18 protein-coding genes are annotated in these 19,603 nt (G+C 41.6%); 7 read left to right on the forward strand and 11 right to left on the reverse strand.

The window, feature by feature from the left end; all coding sequences use genetic code 11:
• Positions 1-8 precede the first annotated feature (8 nt).
• The 10 genes from murG to mraZ are packed head-to-tail and all read right to left on the reverse strand — an operon-like array spanning position 9 to position 11,129.
• Positions 9-1,118, reverse strand: a complete 1,110-nt coding sequence (murG, locus tag H5203_RS08240; RefSeq protein ID WP_182819579.1) for an undecaprenyldiphospho-muramoylpentapeptide beta-N-acetylglucosaminyltransferase — start codon at positions 1,116-1,118, stop codon at positions 9-11.
• Positions 1,115-2,290, reverse strand: coding sequence for a cell division protein FtsW (gene ftsW, locus H5203_RS08245; protein WP_182718050.1), 1,176 nt, complete (start codon positions 2,288-2,290; stop codon positions 1,115-1,117). The genes murG and ftsW overlap by 4 nt, the downstream gene beginning before the upstream one ends.
• Positions 2,287-3,612: a UDP-N-acetylmuramoyl-L-alanine--D-glutamate ligase gene (gene murD, locus H5203_RS08250; protein ID WP_182735146.1), complete on the reverse strand. Its 1,326-nt coding sequence runs from the start codon at positions 3,610-3,612 to the stop codon at positions 2,287-2,289. Before murD ends, ftsW begins: the two co-directional genes overlap by 4 nt.
• Positions 3,613-4,695 (reverse strand): phospho-N-acetylmuramoyl-pentapeptide-transferase, encoded by a 1,083-nt coding sequence (gene mraY, locus H5203_RS08255; protein WP_145236872.1) that lies wholly within the window; start codon positions 4,693-4,695, stop codon positions 3,613-3,615.
• Positions 4,689-6,077, reverse strand: a complete 1,389-nt coding sequence (gene murF, locus H5203_RS08260) for a UDP-N-acetylmuramoyl-tripeptide--D-alanyl-D-alanine ligase (protein ID WP_182819580.1) — start codon at positions 6,075-6,077, stop codon at positions 4,689-4,691. The genes mraY and murF overlap by 7 nt, the downstream gene beginning before the upstream one ends.
• The gene (gene murE / locus H5203_RS08265; protein ID WP_182819583.1) at positions 6,074-7,573 is read right to left on the reverse strand and encodes a UDP-N-acetylmuramoyl-L-alanyl-D-glutamate--2,6-diaminopimelate ligase; all 1,500 of its coding nucleotides are present in this window, start codon (positions 7,571-7,573) and stop codon (positions 6,074-6,076) included. The genes murF and murE overlap by 4 nt, the downstream gene beginning before the upstream one ends.
• A complete protein-coding gene (locus H5203_RS08270; protein WP_182731646.1) occupies positions 7,566-9,383 on the reverse strand; it encodes a penicillin-binding transpeptidase domain-containing protein in 1,818 nt (605 codons plus the stop codon). Before H5203_RS08270 ends, murE begins: the two co-directional genes overlap by 8 nt.
• Positions 9,380-9,706, reverse strand: coding sequence for a cell division protein FtsL (gene ftsL / locus H5203_RS08275; RefSeq protein ID WP_145236863.1), 327 nt, complete (start codon positions 9,704-9,706; stop codon positions 9,380-9,382). Before ftsL ends, H5203_RS08270 begins: the two co-directional genes overlap by 4 nt.
• Complete coding sequence (rsmH, locus tag H5203_RS08280; protein ID WP_182760322.1) at positions 9,703-10,641, reverse strand: 16S rRNA (cytosine(1402)-N(4))-methyltransferase RsmH; 939 nt, start codon at positions 10,639-10,641, stop codon at positions 9,703-9,705. Before rsmH ends, ftsL begins: the two co-directional genes overlap by 4 nt.
• A 29-nt stretch (positions 10,642-10,670) precedes the next feature.
• Positions 10,671-11,129, reverse strand: coding sequence for a division/cell wall cluster transcriptional repressor MraZ (gene mraZ / locus H5203_RS08285; RefSeq protein ID WP_145236856.1), 459 nt, complete (start codon positions 11,127-11,129; stop codon positions 10,671-10,673).
• Positions 11,130-11,635: 506 nt separating this feature from the next.
• Here mraZ and H5203_RS08290 point away from each other — a divergent pair.
• The 7 genes from H5203_RS08290 (at position 11,636) to H5203_RS08320 (ending at position 19,064) form a co-directional block, all read left to right on the forward strand.
• Positions 11,636-11,980 carry a DUF883 domain-containing protein gene (locus H5203_RS08290; RefSeq protein WP_182731648.1) on the forward strand — a complete coding sequence of 115 codons (345 nt, stop codon included), beginning with the start codon at positions 11,636-11,638 and terminating at the stop codon, positions 11,978-11,980.
• A 6-nt stretch (positions 11,981-11,986) separates the two neighbouring features.
• Complete coding sequence (locus tag H5203_RS08295; protein WP_182731649.1) at positions 11,987-12,436, forward strand: hypothetical protein; 450 nt, start codon at positions 11,987-11,989, stop codon at positions 12,434-12,436.
• Positions 12,436-12,693 carry a hypothetical protein gene (locus tag H5203_RS08300; protein ID WP_182819581.1) on the forward strand — a complete coding sequence of 86 codons (258 nt, stop codon included), beginning with the start codon at positions 12,436-12,438 and terminating at the stop codon, positions 12,691-12,693. Before H5203_RS08295 ends, H5203_RS08300 begins: the two co-directional genes overlap by 1 nt.
• Before the next feature lie 120 nt (positions 12,694-12,813).
• A complete protein-coding gene (locus H5203_RS08305; RefSeq protein ID WP_259401923.1) occupies positions 12,814-15,927 on the forward strand; it encodes an EAL domain-containing protein in 3,114 nt (1,037 codons plus the stop codon).
• A 109-nt stretch (positions 15,928-16,036) separates the two neighbouring features.
• Positions 16,037-16,705: a YoaK family protein gene (locus H5203_RS08310; protein ID WP_182731652.1), complete on the forward strand. Its 669-nt coding sequence runs from the start codon at positions 16,037-16,039 to the stop codon at positions 16,703-16,705.
• A gap of 153 nt (positions 16,706-16,858) precedes the next feature.
• The gene (locus H5203_RS08315; RefSeq protein ID WP_149980610.1) at positions 16,859-17,488 is read left to right on the forward strand and encodes a response regulator transcription factor; all 630 of its coding nucleotides are present in this window, start codon (positions 16,859-16,861) and stop codon (positions 17,486-17,488) included.
• The gene (locus tag H5203_RS08320; protein WP_182819582.1) at positions 17,475-19,064 is read left to right on the forward strand and encodes an MASE1 domain-containing protein; all 1,590 of its coding nucleotides are present in this window, start codon (positions 17,475-17,477) and stop codon (positions 19,062-19,064) included. The genes H5203_RS08315 and H5203_RS08320 overlap by 14 nt, the downstream gene beginning before the upstream one ends.
• Here the strand turns inward: H5203_RS08320 and H5203_RS08325 are convergent.
• Positions 19,061-19,603 (reverse strand): hypothetical protein, encoded by a 543-nt coding sequence (locus tag H5203_RS08325; protein WP_182731654.1) that lies wholly within the window; start codon positions 19,601-19,603, stop codon positions 19,061-19,063. The two genes, H5203_RS08320 and H5203_RS08325, sit on opposite strands and share 4 nt — an antisense overlap.

The following is a 19,603-nucleotide window of genomic DNA, read 5'->3' on the forward strand; positions in this document are numbered from 1 at the left end:
TGTTTCACTTAATTATCTCTTTTTTCTGTTACTTGCAGCGCTGACAAGGGGACACCTGCGGCATCCATACAATGCCATGCGACATTGGCAGTAGCTTCTAGTGTCGCCAATTGCTTAGCATTGCCTGCAAGTTCACTGATTAATGCTGGTTTGGCTAAATACGGGCGTAATAGTTCAACAATACTGTGTTGATTGAACTGCCCCTGTGGCATTAATAATGCCGCATTGCCATCAACTAAAAATTTTGCATTCGCAGTTTGATGATCGTCAACCGCATGCGGAAACGGCACAAACACGGCCATTTTTCCTGCAGCAGCAATCTCACTTACGGTTAACGCCCCCGCGCGGCAAATTACAATATCTGCCCAGCCATAAGCCGTATCCATATCATCAATAAACTCAGCCACCTTAGCTTGTTCAGCACTAAAACCTTGCTGCTGATATACCTGTGTTACTGAGCCTAAATGACCTTTACCGGTTTGATGCCATGTATTGATCTGAAACTCTTCACTGAGCTGTTTAAATGCTGCTGGCAAAGTTTGGTTTAGCACCTGTGCACCTAACGAGCCACCAACGACCAACACGTTAACCGGACTTGATACTTCCCGCATTGCCACATTTGCTACGCTGGCTCGTACCGGATTACCAACCACGTCACTGTATCCAGAGGCAAATGCTTGCGGAAATGCAGCCAACACTTTATTGGCAAACTTGGCTAAGTACTTATTACTCATACCGGCAACTGCATTTTGCTCATGGATCACCAGTGGTATACCTAAGCTTTTTGCGGCAATGCCAGTCGGCCCAGTAACATAGCCGCCCATTGCTAACACAACATCAGGTTGTTGTTTTTTCAATACTTTGCGTGCTTGTAATATGGCATTAATCACCATAAAAGGGGCTTTGACTAAACGTGCAAGGCCATTGCCACGTACACCTTTAACATTAATAAAATCAATCTCAATATTATGCTTTGGTACAACCTGCGCTTCCATTCGATCAGCAGTGCCAATCCAACTCACTTGCCAACCTTGTTGCCTTAAGTGATCAGCCACAGCTATGCCGGGAAAAATATGCCCGCCAGTACCGCCAGCAACAACGACTAATTTTTTATTCATCGCTTGCCTCCACCGGATGTTGCTTGTTTAGTGGCCATTTTGGTTTCAAAATCCACGCGTAATAAAATACCTGCCGCAATAGTCATGATAAGTAAACTTGAGCCACCATAAGATACAAACGGCAAGGTTAAACCTTTGGTTGGCAAAATACCGGCACTCGCCCCCACATTAACCATGGTTTGAAATGCAAACCAAATACCTATTGCGAATGCAAAGTAACCTTCATATTCTTTGCCACATTTAAGTGCTTGCTGACCAATTAACAGTGCTCTAAACACCAAAGTACCAAACACCATTAAAATACTGACGATACCGATAAAACCTAACTCTTCGCCAATCACCGCAAAAATAAAGTCATTATGGGCCTCAGGTAAATACTGCAATTTTTGCACACTATTACCTAAACCTTGGCCAAACCAACCACCTTGGCTATATGCCATCAGCGATTGTACTAACTGGTAGCCTTTACCAAATGGGTCATCCCATGGCTCTAGAAAACCGACCACCCGCGCCATCCGATATGGCTCAACAATAATGAGCAATACGACTAAGCCTACGCCTGTTAATATCAAGGCAAAAAACTGCCATAACTTAGCCCCAGCTAAGAACAATAAGCCTACGGTAGTTACAAACATCACCACCACAGTGCCTAAATCGGGCTGTAATAAAATCAACAATGCGTAAACTGCAAACACCGCGATTGGCTTAGCAAAGCCTTTGATGTTTTCTTGAACTTCCTCACGTTTACGCACTAAGTAACCGGCGATATAACTGAAAAAGAATAATTTAGCCGCTTCAGCGACCTGAAAGCCCACCGGACCTACTGGGATCCAACGTTTTGCGCCATTCACTTCACGTCCAACGATTAACACCACTATCAGTAGCGCCATGCCAAACAGTAATAAGTAAGGATTCGAGCGTTTCCACCAAGTCATTGGTACACAACAGGTGATCCAAAACAGCACAAAGCCCATCGCCAAAAACATGCTGTGGCGAATAATAATATGATAGGGATTGTTAAATAAGCGATCAGCGGTCGGCATCGACGCACTCGTCACCATCACAAACCCCAAGCCAATTAGCATGATCACACAATATAACAGTGGCACATCGTATAACTGCGCCGAAGGCTTAGGAGTCAGGGTGTCACGAATATTAGCTAAAGCAATCATACTGCCTCCGCTAATACGCATTGACTAAAGTGCTCACCACGTTGCATATAATTGTTATACATATCAATACTGGCACATGCAGGTGCAAGCAACACAATATCGCCCGCAGTGGCAAGTTGCTTGGCAAGCATCACCGCTTGCTGCATATTTTCTGTTAAGTGGCCTTTGTCAGTCAACGCAACCAGTGCTTTGGCATCTTTACCAAAACAAATAAGCGCTTTAACTTGCTGTTGTAAATACGGCTTTAAGCTATCGAGATCGGCGCCTTTGGCATCGCCTCCGGCAATCACCACTAGTTGCTTGGCCTGATCGGCTAAACTTTCTATCGCCGCAATGGTGGCCCCGACATTCGTAGCTTTAGAGTCATTAAAATATTTAACCCCCGCTTGCTCGGCAACAAACTGACAACGATGCGCCAAGCCAGTAAATTGGCTAAAAGCTTGTGCAAACTGACTAGCACTGATATCAAATGGGCTCAATAATGCCATAACCGCTAACGCATTTAGCTGATTATGACGACCAACTACGGCTAAGCTACTAACAGGCAATAGAGCTTTGCCTTGATAACTAAAGTAACTGTCACCTTGATACGTCATTAAACAATAATCCGCATTTTCTAAGCCAAAGCTTAATTGCGGCATTGTTTTTGTATACGTTGCTGGGTCAGTCTTATTTACTACAGCCAGCGCGGCATTAGCATAAATCGTTTGTTTTGAATCAATATAGGCTTGGTAGCTCGGGTAACGGTCTAAATGATCTTCCGACACATTAAGTACCGTAGCGCTAACCGGTTTTAAGCTGTGCATCGTATCGAGCTGAAAACTCGATAGCTCTAATACGTAAACATCAAAATCATCAGCTAATAAATCCAGTGCGGCAGTACCAATATTTCCGCCAAGTCCGACTTTATAGCCAGCCGTTTTCAATACTTCATAAGCCAACGTAACGACAGTCGATTTACCGTTAGAGCCTGTTACAGCCACCACCGGCTTGTCTGTTAAACGAGCAAATAACTCAATATCACCAATCACTTCAACACCCGCTTGCATTGCTTGTGCAACTGCTGGAAGTGTTAAACTTAAACCGGGGCTGATGATGATCATATCAGCGCTTTCAAGCTGTGCAGTTGCCAAATTACCAAACTGCGTCGTTAAATTTGGCGCATGTTGTTGTAACCAATCACAACCGGGCGGTGATTGGCGACTATCAACTACATTAGGCGTTAAACCTTGAGATAATAAAAAACGCACAATGCCCAGACCGGTTACACCGAGTCCGAGCACTGTAATATGTTTGTTTTTCATCTCGTTTAAATACGTCATTTACCTGATCTTTAATGTTACTAGGCCAGCTAACACTAGCACGATAGAAATTATCCAAAAACGCACGATAACTCGTGGCTCAGGCCAGCCTTTTAATTCGTAATGATGATGGATTGGTGCCATTCTAAAAATCCGTTGGCCACGTAATTTATAAGAGCCAACTTGCAAGATAACCGACAGTGCTTCCATCACAAATACACCGCCCATAATGATTAAAATTAACTCTTGGCGAACTAATACAGCAATAATACCCAATGCTCCACCAAGCGCTAATGAACCAACATCACCCATAAATACTTGTGCTGGGTAAGTGTTAAACCATAAAAAGCCTAATCCGGCACCAACAATGGCGGTACATACCACAACCAACTCACTGGCCAATGGTAAATGTGGAATATGCAAGTAAGCTGAGAAATTCACGTTACCTGTTAAGTAAGCGATAATAGCCAGTGCTGCTGCCACTAAAATAGTCGGTACAATGGCCAGACCATCCAAGCCATCGGTCAGATTCACAGCATTTGACGTACCCACCACTACAAAGTAAGTCATAACTATGTAAAACAAACCTAGTTGCGGTAATACATCTTTAAAAAACGGCACTACTAATGATGTTTCGTTGGCATGATTAGCAGTAAAAAATAATGCGCAGGCAACCACTAAGGCAATCACTGACTGCCAAAAATACTTCCATTTAGCAATTAACCCTTTTGGATCTTTGCGGATCACTTTACGGTAATCATCAACAAAGCCCACAATTCCCAATGAGCCGATCACAAACAAGGTAGCCCATACATATTTATTCGCTAAATCAGCCCACAGTAAAGTACTGGTAAAAATAGACGCTAAAATTAACAAGCCTCCCATGGTTGGGGTGCCCTTTTTCGATAAATGCGACTCCGGGCCATCGTTACGAACTACTTGACCAATTTGCATTCTTTGCAAAGCACGGATCAACTTAGGCCCAAAATACAATGAAATTAATAATGCCGTTAAAATACCAAATACAGCGCGAACGGTTAAATACGAGAACACATTAAATGCACTGTAATATTGTGTTAAATACTCAGCCAGCCAAACTAACATTGAGATACTCCATTGCGGCCAGTTTGCTGGCTGTTAACTAAATCTTGTACTAATAATTCCATGCGAGAACTGCGTGATCCCTTCACGACTATGGTGGTTTTTTGTGCTGAGTCAGTTAACTGTGCTTGTAATTGTTGTAACAGTTCCTCGCGGCTTGAAAAATGCCGCTGTGGTTTAGCAAATTCATCACTGGCGTATTGACTCAATACACCTAAGCTATACAACTCATCAATACCTTGTTGTTTGGCATAGGCGCCAACTTGTTGGTGATAAAGCGCAGCTTCTTCACCAAGTTCTCCCATATCACCTAACGCTAAAATACGCTGACCTTGTATATCACTAAGTAAATCAATCGCGGCTTTAACCGATTGCACATTGGCATTATAAGTGTCATCAATCACGGTTAGTGTTTCATTGACTTGAATAATGTTTACTCGGCCTTTTACTTCAGCCATGGTTGCTAGTGCCGTTGCCACCGCCTCAAGACTAACGCCAAATTCACAGGTTAATGCAGCTGCTATAAGGGCGTTTGTAACATTGTGACGACCTGGCAATGCAAGCTTAACGGGTACTCGCTGCTGCTTGGTACAAATATAAAAAGACGCCTGAGCTTGCTCATCGAGGCTGACTTCTTCTGCCCAAATATCTAGTTTATCAGTGCTTGAAAAACGTTTTACACTGCGCCCTTGTAACTTAGTAAGCCAACCATCACTAAATTCGCTGTCACAGTTAACTAGCGCAATGCCATGCTCTTTCAAACCATCGTAAATTTCACTTTTAGCCGTTGCCACACCCGCAAGAGAGCCAAAACCCTCAATATGCGCAGCTGCCACATTACAAACAACGGCAACATCGGGCTTAGTCATCGCCGTGGTGTAGGCAATTTCACCAATATGGTTAGCGCCAAGCTCGATAACCGCATATTTGTGCTGCGGTTCTAGGCGTAACAAGGTTAATGGCACGCCAATATCATTATTAAAATTACCTTTGGTCGACAGTACTTCACCGTGAGGAGCTAAAATAGCTGCGCACATTTCTTTTACTGTGGTTTTACCGACACTGCCTGTAATTGCGATAGTTTTTGGTGCCACACTGGCCATTACCGCAGCACCAATTTCGCCTAGCGCAATACGCGTATCCGTAACTAAAAACTGTGGAATATCAACGGCAACTTTTTGACTAACAATAGCGGCTATTGCGCCTTTGTCTTTCGCTTGTTGTAAAAACTGATGGCCATCAAAATTAGGGCCTTGTAGGGCTAAAAATACTTCTCCTTCGCATACGGTGCGAGTATCGGTATTAATATTTTTTACTGTTTGATTATCACCTTGATAATCAGTTGCTAGCACATTTGCTAGCCAATCAAAATCCATTGGGATCATAACTGCGATCCTCTTATTTGTTGTTCTTGTGGGTCTAGCTTTTGTTGTAAGTGCTGTTGGACATATTTACGATCGCAAAAATCTATCCGTTGCGTACCAATTATTTGATAATCTTCATGGCCTTTACCTGCAATAAGCACTACGTCATTGGCATTTGCGTTATCTATTGCAAAGGCAATAGCATGAGCACGGTCAGCTTCTAAGTGCGCACGGTCAGGCTGGCTTAAACCAGCAGCAACATCTTTAATGATCTGCCATGGATCTTCGCTACGCGGGTTATCACTGGTAATAATTACTTTATCAGCATTTTGCTCAGCCGCTTGGGCCATCATTGGTCGCTTGCCTTTATCACGGTCTCCACCGCAACCAAATACACAACTTACGCCACCGGGCACATGTTGTTGCAATGCTTGCAATGCTAAAGCTAACGCATCTGGCGTGTGAGCATAATCAACAATACAGGTTGGTTGGTTTGGCGCGCTAAATGCTTGCATGCGTCCAGCAACTGGTTGCAAGCTTGCACAACCCGCTGCCAGTTGATCTAATGGGTAACCTAAACCAAGTAAAGTTGCGATTGCAGCCGCTAAATTATATAAATTAAATTCGCCAAACAGCGGACAGGTAATAGCAATATCACCCCAACTTGTAGTCAACTGTGCCGATATACCGGTTTTATGGTAAGAAACATCAGTGAAGTATACAAACTTAGCACCTTTTGGCTGCAAGTTTTTATGGCCATAACACACTAAGTTATTAAAATCGTATTGTTCTAACCATTGCTCTACTTGGTTATCATCTTGATTTAGTACCACCAGCTGCGCGTCAAAATCTCGCATTAGCATTAACTTTGCATCGGCATAACTGGCCATATCACCGTGGTAATCTAAATGATCGCGCGATAAATTGGTAAACACAGCAGCTTTAAAGTGCGTTTTCGCAACACGCTGCTGTACCAAACCATGTGATGACACTTCCATCGCCACCAGTTTGTTATTGTCAGTGGCAAGTTGCGCTAATATTCTTTGTAAATCAACACAAGACGGTGTGGTATTGATTAACTCAGTTAAACTTTCTGGTTGCCCATACCCGAGCGTACCTATAATCGCTGATTGGGTGTCGCAAAACTTAGCTAAATGAGCAATCATCGCAGTGGTGGTTGATTTACCATTGGTGCCAGTAACACCCACCACATCTAATTGTTTACTTGGTTGCTGATAAAAATGACTCGCTAATGCGGGCAATTTCTTATTCAAATCGGAAATTAAATAAAGCGGTTCAAAATCACATTCAAATTCACATAAACGATCAGCAATTACTGCAACTGCACCATTTGCAATCGCTTTATCAATAAATTGTCCGCCATCTAATTGATGACCTTTAATTGCTACAAAGACATCCCCAGGGGTGACATCTCGACTATCCAAACGCAAGTGCTTTACTAGTAAGCTTGTTGCTGCTACTTCTATTTGTTGTAAAATTATTTTTAAATCACGCATCATCATCTATGCCCTTCACGTAGGCAACCGAGCCTTTGTCTGGTGCCACGTTTAAAATTCTTAACGCATTGGAGATTATTTCTGCAAACACTGGTCCTGCAGTTGCACCGCCATAATAAACATCTCCACCGGGCTCATTGATCATTACAACAACAGCTAAACGTGGATTACTCGCAGGTGCTATACCAGTAAAGTAACCTACATACTCATCACCATAACCACCTGCGGCAGCTTTTTTAGAGGTACCCGTTTTACCCGCAGCACGATAACCATCAACTTTTACCCGGCTCGCTGTACCACCTTCTTCAAAAACGCTTTCCATCATATGCACAACCGCTTCAACATCTTTTTGTTGAAAAACACGCTCGCCTTCAGGGATTGAATCTTGCTTGAGGATGGTCAATGGTCTATTGATCCCGCCGGCACCTAACATGGCATAAAAACGCGCCATTTGTGCGGTGCTTACAGCAACGTTATAACCAAAAGAAAGTGCTGCAATTTCATGGTCAGACCAACGTCGATTCGGATAAAACAAGCCACTACTTTCACCAACCATGCCGGTGCCTGTATCTGAACCAAAGCCAACCTTTTGGAACAAGCCAACAAAGTAATCCTTCGGTACATCTTGAGTTATTTTTGTCACCCCCATGTTACTGGAGTACTTTAAAATCTCACGTAAGGTCATTTCACCATGGTTACGCGAGTCTGTAACTAACGTACCACCAATGCGCATCCAGCCTGGGTAAGTATCAATTTTATCATCCGGTTGGATTGAGCCGTAGTCTAACCCAGCTAATATGGCTAGAGGCTTAACGGTTGAACCTGGTTCGAACAAATCCGTGATCGCTCGATTTCGGCGTTTATGCGGGGCTGCATCATTTAAATTATTTGGATTAAAAGACGGGCTGTTAACCATCGCTAACACTTCACCAGTTTTCACATCGACCACCATCGCAGAGCCAGACGTTGCTTTGTAGGTTAGAACTGCTGATTTTACTGCTTTATAAGCAATCGCTTGAATGCGTTGATCAATACTTAAATGAATACTTTCAGGCTCGATCCGTTCACGTTCATCAAGCACTTCAACTTCACGACCCTGTGCATCTTTGCGAATTGTGCGACGACCTTCAACGCCAGTTAATGCGTTTTCGTAAAGCTTCTCTATGCCTTCGATACCTTTGCCATCAATATTAGTAAAACCAAGCACATGTGCGGTAACTTCTCCGGCAGGATAATAGCGTTTTGATTCATCTAATAGATGAATACCAGGCAGACGTAAGTCGCCAATATAATTGGCAACGGCAGGGGTTACTTGGCGTTTTAAATAAACAAAGCGGCGACTGGCATCATCCCGCAAGCGACCATTGATTGTTTTCGGTTCAATACGCAGTACGTCGGCAAGTTCACGCCAACGCAAATCATTTTTGTAGTACAACGCAATACGCTGTTCAAGTAGCGCGGTATTTTCTGCAAGAGCATTCTCATCTTCGCCATTTTTACGCGCTTGCTTGAGCACTTTAGCACGCAATGATTTATGCAATGCTTTAGGATCCGCATACACGCTTACCACAGGCACACTAACTGCAAGTTCTTTACCATGACGGTCAAAAATCATCCCGCGTTGCACATGCAACTTTTCCACGCGCACAGTACGTTTATTACTTTCTGAACGGGCTTTATCAGGCTCGATAACTTGTAAATAAGCAGCACGAGAAACTAAAGTAACAAAAACCAGCAGCACCACAGAGCACACCAGCATAAAACGCCATGTGATCAAACTATTAACTGGTTTTTTCCCTCTACTTCTCATGGTAGTACTATCACCTGTTCGTCTTGGCTTGTGGACCGTTTCATCTGAAGTTGCTCGATAGCAATTTCTTCAATGCGTGCATGTTGCGAATAAAACTCTTCTTCAACTAATAGGTAACGCCATTCTAAATCGAGTTCATCTCGCTGTTGTAACAACTGATCTTGCTCAATCAGCTCTTGGCGAGCAAAGTGAGTGACCTGCACCACACTCAAACTTGATGCGAATATCACAACCAACAAGGCCGAGGTTAGCTTATTAGCTCCTAGGCCTTTGATTATTTCTAAAAATAAATTGGGTTGTCGATGATTCGCTTTAGGCTTCATCCCAACCTCTGTGCCACCCTAAGTACTGAACTGCGTGAACGTGGGTTACGGTCAACTTCAGCTTGGCTTGGCTTAATAGCTTTACCCACTGCCTTTAACGTCAGATTTTTATTTATTTGTGCATCAGTTAAAGGCAGACCTCTGGGTAATGCCACTCCCTTACTCTGTTTTTTAATAAACTGTTTAACAATACGATCTTCTAGTGAATGAAACGAAATCACCACTAACCGACCACCGGGCTTTAGTACACCCAGCGCAGCTTGTAATGCCGTTTGAATCTCTTCCAATTCACTGTTGATATAAATACGAATAGCTTGGAAAGTACGCGTCGCAGGATGTTTGAATTTATCTTTTACTGGCACTGCTTCGTCAACTAAATCAGCTAGTTGCTTAGTTGTTGTAATCGGCGTATGTGCTCGCACTTCAAGCACTTTATGTGCAATACGACGACCAAATTTTTCTTCGCCATAAGTTTTGATCACATGAACAATCTCCTCCAGCTCGGCTTCAGCTAACCACTGCGCAGCACTGCGGCCGCTGGTAGGATCCATGCGCATATCAAGCGGGCCATCTTTCATAAAGCTAAAACCACGCTCGGCATCATCTAGTTGTGGTGATGACACACCGATATCTAATAAAATGCCATCTACTTTTCCTAATAGATCGTTTTGCTCTGCCACTTCGTATAGATTAGAAAAGCGAGTATGGGCAATGGCAAAACGACTATCATCGGCAAACTTTTCGGCAGACTTGATCGCTTGTGGATCTTGGTCAATAGCTTGTAATCGACCATGTTCACCAAGGCGCGCCAAGATTTGTCCAGAATGTCCGCCTCGGCCAAATGTACCATCCATATAAATACCGTCTGGCTTAATTGCTAGACCTTCGATGGTTTCGTCCATTAGTACGGAAATATGTTCAAATTGCGCTGTCATTAGCTATTGTTTGCCTTTTTATTGTGTGATCAGAGCGAAAAATTATCTAAGTCTGGGGTTGATTCAAACTCACCGAGTCGTTCAATTTCGGTGTCTTGGCGCATTTGTTCATGCCAACGCTCTTCATCCCAGATCTCAAATTTATTCATCAAACCGACCAACATGATTTTTTTGCCTAAATCAGCATGAGACCGTAACGACGGTGCCAGCAATATTCGACCATTTTTATCTAATTGGTATTCTGTTGCATTACCTAACAACATCCTTTGCATGCGTCGAGCGCGTGGATTCATATTGGAAATTTTAGCTAAGCGATCTTCTATATCCTGCCATTGCGCCAATGGATATAACCACAAGCAAGGCTCGTTCAGTGCGACAGTACAGATCACCGTCCCCTGATCTTCAGACAACAACGAGTCTCGGTACTTAGTCGGTACCGCAAATCGTCCTTTATCATCCAAACTCAGTGAACTCGCACCACGGAACATAAAAAGCCTACTCTAAAAGTTTGTAATTAATCTGTTTTGATTAATTTGATCCAATTTGATCCACTAAATACCACTTTTTACCACAGTGCTCCAGTTTAGGGCTTGACAAGCTATTTTGTCAAGTCAGCAAAAACCTATAATGGCGTGTTAAAGCCAGAAAAAATAAGGCCTAGCGCAAAGCTACTGAATTACGTGGGAAAAAGTGGATAACTACAAAAAAAATATTTTATTCTGAGATAAAACAAAATAAACAGACTTAAATGATTAATGAATAATCAATGAACAGTTACAAAATATTAGTAGCGAATTGCTGCTTAATAGATCTTGTAAAATTTACGCGATCTTTTTGCAATAGTTACTTAAAACGCTGTTATTTCAAACAAACCAATTCGGAAAATAAAAAATAAAAATTTGATTTATAAGGAATTAAATAAGATTGTAGAAGTGGTACGAAGGCTGCAACAAGTATTACACAATTTAGTTTTAATATTTAAGGAACGATTACTATGACTACTTCAACATCGAGTTCTAATTCAGCTGCAAAAACCAGTAAAAAAGTTGATGACATCGCTGCTCACACTGAATCGCCATTAACAGATAAAGCAACCTCAGCGGCTCATCTTGCTGTTGATTCGCTGTCTTCTAAGGCTGCAACAGCAGAGCAAAATATTCGCCATGGTGCTTCAAGCTCAGCTGAAACTCTGACTGAAAAGCAAAAAATTGCGCGTGAAAAACTGTCTGAATACAGTGGTAAAACTCGTCAATTAGCCGCTGAAAATCCGCTTGCTACAGCTGGTATTGCGTTTGCAGCCGGTATGCTAGTAACTGCACTATTTCGCCGTAGCAAGTAAGCGATTATGCAACCACATACCGATCCTAAAGATAAACAGCATCAAGCCGCTGATCCTGCACCGCAAAGTGCTGATCAGTGGCAAGATCATCTTGCTAAATTGTCTCAATACGGTGAACAGCTTTATCAGGACTATCGCCAACAGGCAGGTATTTGTAAAGAATTAGCGAGTGCCGAGTGGCGACTATCAACCCGCTCTTTGGCATTGACTATTATTTTACTGGTAAGTTTTGCCGGTGGCTTAGTATTGTTGTGGGCCGGTTTGCTGATCACACTTGGCTTTGCGATTTTTGCCTTTAGTCAATCAATATGGCTCAGTGCTGTGTGTCTAATTGGCTTACAATTGCTTTGTTTGATGTGGCTGTGGAAAAATATTGGTTATATCAGCAGTAAAATTGGCTTTGATAAAACTGCGCACAGCATTAAACAATTACTCAATATAAATAGGGGTGAATAATGCTAATTGCTTATTTTATTAAGAAACCAAATCATAAAGTTCGTCACTTAAGTCAAAAAATGAATAGCATCAATGCGTTAAAACAGCAACATCATCAAGCTTTCAATTACCGACTTAAACGCTTTGCAGTATCGAATGTAGGTATTGCCAGTGCCTTTACGGCAGGTGCAGGCTTTCAGGCGCTAAATGGTCATAACCAAAATTCATCCAAAAAAATAAAGCTAAGTCAATTTAGCTGGTTATTACGTTTACTATAATAATGAGGTTTACGTAGCGCAATCATACTCTTTTGCGTAGTTGCTCTATTATTTATTAGAGAAAGTATAAATAACCTTTTATTGTATATGGTTATTTTCAACTTAATTGGCTACAATTTTATGCCAAAGCCCAGTATGAAGAGTATTGTTATTTTTTCCTCATCGTTACAACACCGACTTTATCGTTTATTTATCTTACTGAGCTTACCAGGTATTTTGGTGATCTTATTTAGCCTTTGGCATGCTAAAGAAACGGCGCGCCAAGAGAGTCGGCTGCAGGCTTTAACGGTTGCCGAACAGCTTGTTGAGCAGCAAACTGAGCTACTCAAAAAAATTAAAACATTTACTATTCAGCTTGCGGATTTAAAAGACTTTGCCGCGCCACTACAAACCGGCTGCCCTTATTACCTAGCTAAAATACAAGAACTTCAACCTGAAATTGCAAATATTGGTATCGTCAATATACAAGGCGATGCGGTGTGTTTATTACAAGGACGCAAAGAAAATATTAATATTGCCGATCGTGAATACTTTAAAAATGCTGTGGCAACTAAAAGCTTTGCCATTGGCTATTTTCAAAAAGATCGCAGTATCAATTCCCTCAGTTTCAATTTTGCTTATCCACTTATTGATCAGCAGCAACAAGTATATGGGGCGGTAGTAACGGTTGTCACATTAGATTGGTGGAGCCAGATACTTGCCAACTCTCACTTACCCGAAGATGCCATTGCTGTTATAACCGACAACAACGGTCGCATTATTGCAAATTACCCTAACGATCCATCGCTGTTTGGCGAAAATATTAACGCCTATGGGTTTAGTTCTGAACTACCTATGCTCAATAGCACAATTGAATTGCAAGATATTAATCACATTTTACACAGTAAAACCATGTATACCGATGAAACTAAAAATAGCCTAAACGTCTATGTTGTCATGCCATTTAATAACGCAATTCAAGCTGCCAACCAACTATTTTTTATCACATTAGCTGCATTTACATTGATGATTATTGGCCTCTCTATATATGCTCATAGCCAATTAAAGCGCAACGTATTAACGCCCATAGCACAACTCACTCTGACGATTAAAGAGCTTGCGCAAGGGTTATTACCAAAACAGTTTTCTTTAAATAGCCCAGAGCTGAATACTCTCTATCAACATTTTAAAGAGATGGCGCAAACACGTCTGACGGCAGAAGCGAGTGTCAAACGCCAACATGACGAATTAAGTAGTTTATTAAACGCTTTGCCTGATACCTATATTCGGATCAATGTTCACGGTGATGTACTGAACTTAGGTGGGCAAATTTCACAGTTAAATTTACCGGTGTGTACGCGTTCAAAGTTACATCTTCGCGAGCTACTTGGTGAAGAAAAAAGTAAACAGTTACTTAGGAATTTACCCTGTAAAAATAAAACTAGCCAATTTGAGTTAATAATCAATAACAGCGAAGTCGAGCAAGTATTTGAAGCGCGGATCAGTGCCAAGCATAATAGCAACGAGTACACCATCGTATTGCAAGATATTAGCCAGCGAAAGAACGCTGAAAAAGCCTCTCATCTGGCCTCATTGGTCTACTCAAATAGCAGTGAAGGAATGGCTATTACCGATCCAAACGGCGTTATCTTAGATGTTAACCCAGCTTTTTGTGAAGTAACTCAATACAGTAAAAAAGAAATAGTGGGCAATACCACCGCTATCTTAGCTTCAGGCAAACACAGCAAAGCGTTTTATCATGAAATGTGGCTACAGTTACAAAAAACGGGTCGTTGGCAAGGTGAAATAATTAACCGTCGTAAAGATGGCGAGTTATTCACTGAATGGCTTACTATCGATACTGTATACAATGAACATTCTGAAGCGCAGCGCAGAGTCGCGATCTTTACCGATATTACTGCTAAAAAAGCAGCAGAAGATCTGATATGGCATCAAACTCACTATGATCATTTAACCAATCTACCTAATCGAATTGAGCTTAAAGAACGCTTAAATCAGCGCCTCAACAACAGCTTAAATCCTAATGAGCCACTGGTGATCATGCTACTTGATCTTGATCATTTCAAAGACATAAATGACACCTTAGGCCATTTTTATGGTGACGAATTACTTAAGTTGATCGCAATTCGTTTGCAACAAGAAATTGTTGATATTGAGTTTATTGCACGTATTGGTGGCGACGAATTTGTCATTGTGCATGCCAAGCTAGTCACTGAAGAACACATTAAAAAAGTAGCCAACGATATCCTCAATGCCATGACAAAAGCATTTATACTCGAAGGCGAAGAACTACACATAGCAACCAGCATCGGCATCGCTATTGCACCAATCGATGGCGATAGCTCAGAGCTGTTATTAAAAGCCGCCGACCAAGCCATGTATAAAGCCAAACAAAATGGTCGTAACTGTTTTGAGTTTTTCAATCACAACTTACGTGAGCAAGCACAAGCGCGTATGGATTTACTCAAAAACATGCGCTATGGCATTGAACAAAAACAATTTGATCTTTATTACCAAGCAATCGTTAACCTAGATTCTGGACACATTCATAAAGCAGAAGCACTATTGCGCTGGCGCCACCCGACACGCGGCGTAATTAGTCCCGCAGAGTTTATACCTCTGGCCGAAGAGTCTAGATATATCAACCCATTAGGACAATTTGTATTTACTCGCGCATTACAAACGCTAACGATTTTACGAGCGCAGGTTGATGCCAACTTTCAACTTAGTATTAATGTCTCGCCGGTACAATTTAGCTGCCTTGATAGCGGTATTGATCTGTGGCCAGCCTTACTAAAAGCCGCCAATTTACCACCGAGTGCAATTGTTAGCGAGATCACCGAAGGGTTAATGATCGCACCAGAGCAACTCACTCAACAACGTCTGAAAGCGCTGGTAAAATCCGGTATGGAACTCGCTTTAGATGACTTTGGCACCGGCTATTCATCGCTTGCCTACTTGCAACAAATGGACGCAGATTATTTAAAAATTGATAAATGTTTTGTTGATAACATTCAAGCCGACAATCAAGATCTCGCGTTATGCAAAGCAATTATCACTATGGCACATCAATTTGGTTTAAAAGTGATTGCCGAAGGCATTGAAACACCAGAGCAGCAGCAATTATTACTTGGTATAGGGTGTGATTATGGCCAAGGCTATTTGTTTGCAAAGCCATTACCCGAACAGGAATTTTTAGCACTGGTAAGCAACCAATCCACAACAGCTACCTAAATATTGCTGATCCAGCACAAACTATGCACAGAAAACTTAGCTAGCTATTGTTTAATAAATAACGAACTGATAGGTTACCAAACAGATTTTATTAAATTAACTGTTAGCCGTGATTTCAAAATTGCCTCGTTGGGTAGAATATGGATCGTTTTTACTTGCGCTTGTTGCTGGGCTTGTTAATTCGATAGGGTTACTAGGCTTCAAACATCAATCAATTTCACATCTATCAGGCACTGCAACACTCCTTGGCACAAGCCTTGTTACCTCCCACGTTACTGATGTATTACACCTAGCTCTTATCCTACTGAGTTTTTTAGCTGGTGCGGCGATCTCCGGCGCTTTTTTGCAAAGTGGTGCATTAAAACTTGGCCATAACTACAGCAGCTTGCTGTTATTTGAAGCCATTCTGTTAGCAAGCTCAGTGTATTTTTTATCGAATGACTCTGTAAACGGGCACTATTTAGCATCTGCAGCCTGCGGCTTACAAAATGCGTTAGCCACCACTTACAGCGGCGCAGTTATTCGCACCACCCATGTTACCGGTATCTTTACTGATCTAGGGCTAATGCTTGGCGCTAAATTAAGAGGCGAACCCTTTGATAAACGCAAAGCACTGTTGTTTTTACTGATCATCTCAGGATTCATTTGCGGTGGTACATTAGGTGCTTATGCATTCCAGTTTTATAAATTTAATGCACTCTTTATCCCCGCCACCATCTGTCTAGTATTAGCCGTTAGCTACTCAGTGTTTAAAGCGATTAATAGTAACAAGACTTAGCCCTTTGCACGGTTCACACCTCTTTTGCAGTACATCATTGCTACAAACCTACATTAACGTTCATCTTAAGAATCGACAGGTAATTTCACTAGGAATAATTCTTAGACATAGTAAATTGATTTAGATGTATAATTCCTGAAAATGGAGGGATTTATGCGGATTGGTATCATTGAAGATCATCAGTTAGTTCGAGATAGTTTTAAAAAACTACTTGAGCTCGAGTTAAACTGGCAAGTAACAATTGAAGCTTGCTCAGTGAACGAAGCAAAGTTAGCAGTAAATATTGACCAGCCAGATGTCTTTATCGTTGATATTTCAATGCACGAAGGTGAGACTGGCCTGACTTTTCTATCATACTTAAATGAGCATTACCCAGAAATAAAAACCATTGTAGCTTCTATGCACGACCATGAACCGTACGTCAGCAATGCAATACAACTTGGGGCGCTTGGTTATGTGTCAAAGCGCTCAGCTTCAGACGCTATGATTGATGCGGTAAAAACAGTAATGCGCGGCCATCGCTACATCAGTGAAGACGTTAACTTCAACTACACCTGTGTTTCTGATAAAAAAGACCTTTTAACAAATAGAGAAATAGAGGCTCTACCACTTTTTGCCAAAGGCTTAAATGCCAAACAGGTTGCTCAACAGCTCGGCATGATGCCGAAAACCGCTCACGTACATAAAACAAATATTTGTAATAAACTAAACGCAACAACTTCATTTGAACTATTAAAAGTTGCCATTGATATCGGGGTTATTCAACTTAATGAGTTGGCCTAGGCTTATCACTGCCACACCTTCCACTACAAACATAGTACTAGGGGCAGCTAAGCAATGCGCGGTTTGCGTTGCTTACTTAATCGCGCTGTGTGCCTCTACATGGGTTAGTAACCATCTAGAAACCGTCCCACAAAGTAGTGCTATATTTCTCCCTGCAGGTATTAAACTGGCTTTTGTTATTATGTTCCCAACACGCTATTGGCCAATAATATGGTTAGCATCACGACTCTATGCAGCGTATTTAGGTTCTTTTTATACCCAGCAATGGCATTTAAATTTATTGCATGGTGCGTGGCAAGAGGCTATCTATTTAGCCATTGTCTTCGCTTTTAAGCATAGCCGTTGGCCACCAACGATAAAAGATAGTAAAGGTGTGCTTTCGCTTATTTTACTAGCAAGCTTAGCGGCAGCATCAAAATGGTTTTTGTTTGCCAGCTCTTTTGAGTTCACAACTTGGTTAGAAGGTAAACAACTACTGCAATATCAGTTAAATATGACTTTAGGTGATTTAACTGGCAGCTTGTTTATCACACCTTTTATTATTTTGTGTGCTAACAGTTATCACCGAGCCTTTAGCCTAGAGGGCGGAGTTAAACTAATTATCACAGTCACTGTTTTTACCCTATTAATGCTGTCGATTTATCTGCTGCGCCCTGATATCTACTCACTATTACGCTTGGCTTCCCTACTACCAATTATTTGGTTTTCTTATCACTTTGGTATTACAGGCGCTATATTTGGCGCAGCAGCAGCAAATGGCTTAATAATATTAGAAGCAAGCATCACACAAGATGCAACTAATACTTATATTAGCCAATTGTTTATTCTGACCAATGCCGCAACGAGTTTATTACTCGGTGCGGCAGCAGCAGAGCTGCGACAAAAAAATAATATGCTAACACTGACAAACATTGAACTTAGAACGCAATTAGAAAAAAACCAACAACTGGCTATCAAAATGGTGAATGTACAAGAAAGTGAGAGAAAGCATTTATCACAAGAGCTTCATGATGAATTAGGGCAAAACCTGACTGCATTTAAAACCGATCTTGCCGTTTTAACCAGTATGACGGATAAAAGCGTCAGCGCGATTGTGACTACGTTAAAACAAAATGCTAATTCAATGTATGATTCAGTCTATCACCTGATGCATTATCTGCGTCCGCGTGAGCTTGATGAATTAGGCTTAGCAAAAGCACTTTCACAAGGGAAGTTTAAAAGCTTAATGCATAAAGAAAAAGTTAGGTATATAACACATTTATGCATAAACGAAGCAATTAGAGATGAACATCAAATTGCGATCTATCGAATTTGCCAAGAAGCAATCACCAATTGCATCAAGCACAGCTGCGCATCTGAGTTGGTAATTAGTTTAGATTCCAACTCGGATCTGATCACGTTAATTATTCAGGATAATGGCAATGTCGCGACAACCGCCTCACATTCTGGTGGTTATGGTCTCGCTTTCATTGATGAACGCGTGACTGCTCTTGGCGGCCAATGCTCATTCTCAAACGAGCAAGGCTTCACCATTAATGCAACATTCCCCATATCAGCTGATGAACAAGTCCGCTAGCGAATATAAACTTGCTTGGAATAAAACTTTTTCCTTACCTGTATCGCCTCATTATCGTTAGCAGGTACTTGCACTTCAGCTTGATTACCGACTAACTGTAATAGCAATCCTTGAGCAATTTCCTTATCCCCGACTTTTGATTTTATAACCACTTTTTTGCCAATAGCACCTTGCAGCCGAGGCTTAGGAAAAGTGACTTTATTGATTGGCTTTAAGCCTTCATAATTAGTGAAAAGATTAACGCAGTGCTGTTTTGCTGCAAGTATCAAATCGTCTTTAGACTTCACAATATCGACATTATTCAAAAAGTGAATAAGTGCACTATTACGCCGATCAAACTCACTGGACACATCCTGTATATTAAGCGCTGATGCCCATTTACGGAGCACTAAATATTTTCCTAGTTTGATCCGCGTCAAGCTGGTTGATGCCCCAGTCATCTTGCTATACCACTCGATGCGGTAGCATGATGAACCTAAGCTATGTAATAGCACCGTTGTATTGCCAAACTCCCTTGTACTGCCCTCGATCACGCTCAT

The sequence above is a fragment of the Pseudoalteromonas sp. SG41-1 genome (genome assembly GCF_014164575.1).
GTDB lineage: Bacteria > Pseudomonadota > Gammaproteobacteria > Enterobacterales > Alteromonadaceae > Pseudoalteromonas > Pseudoalteromonas rhizosphaerae.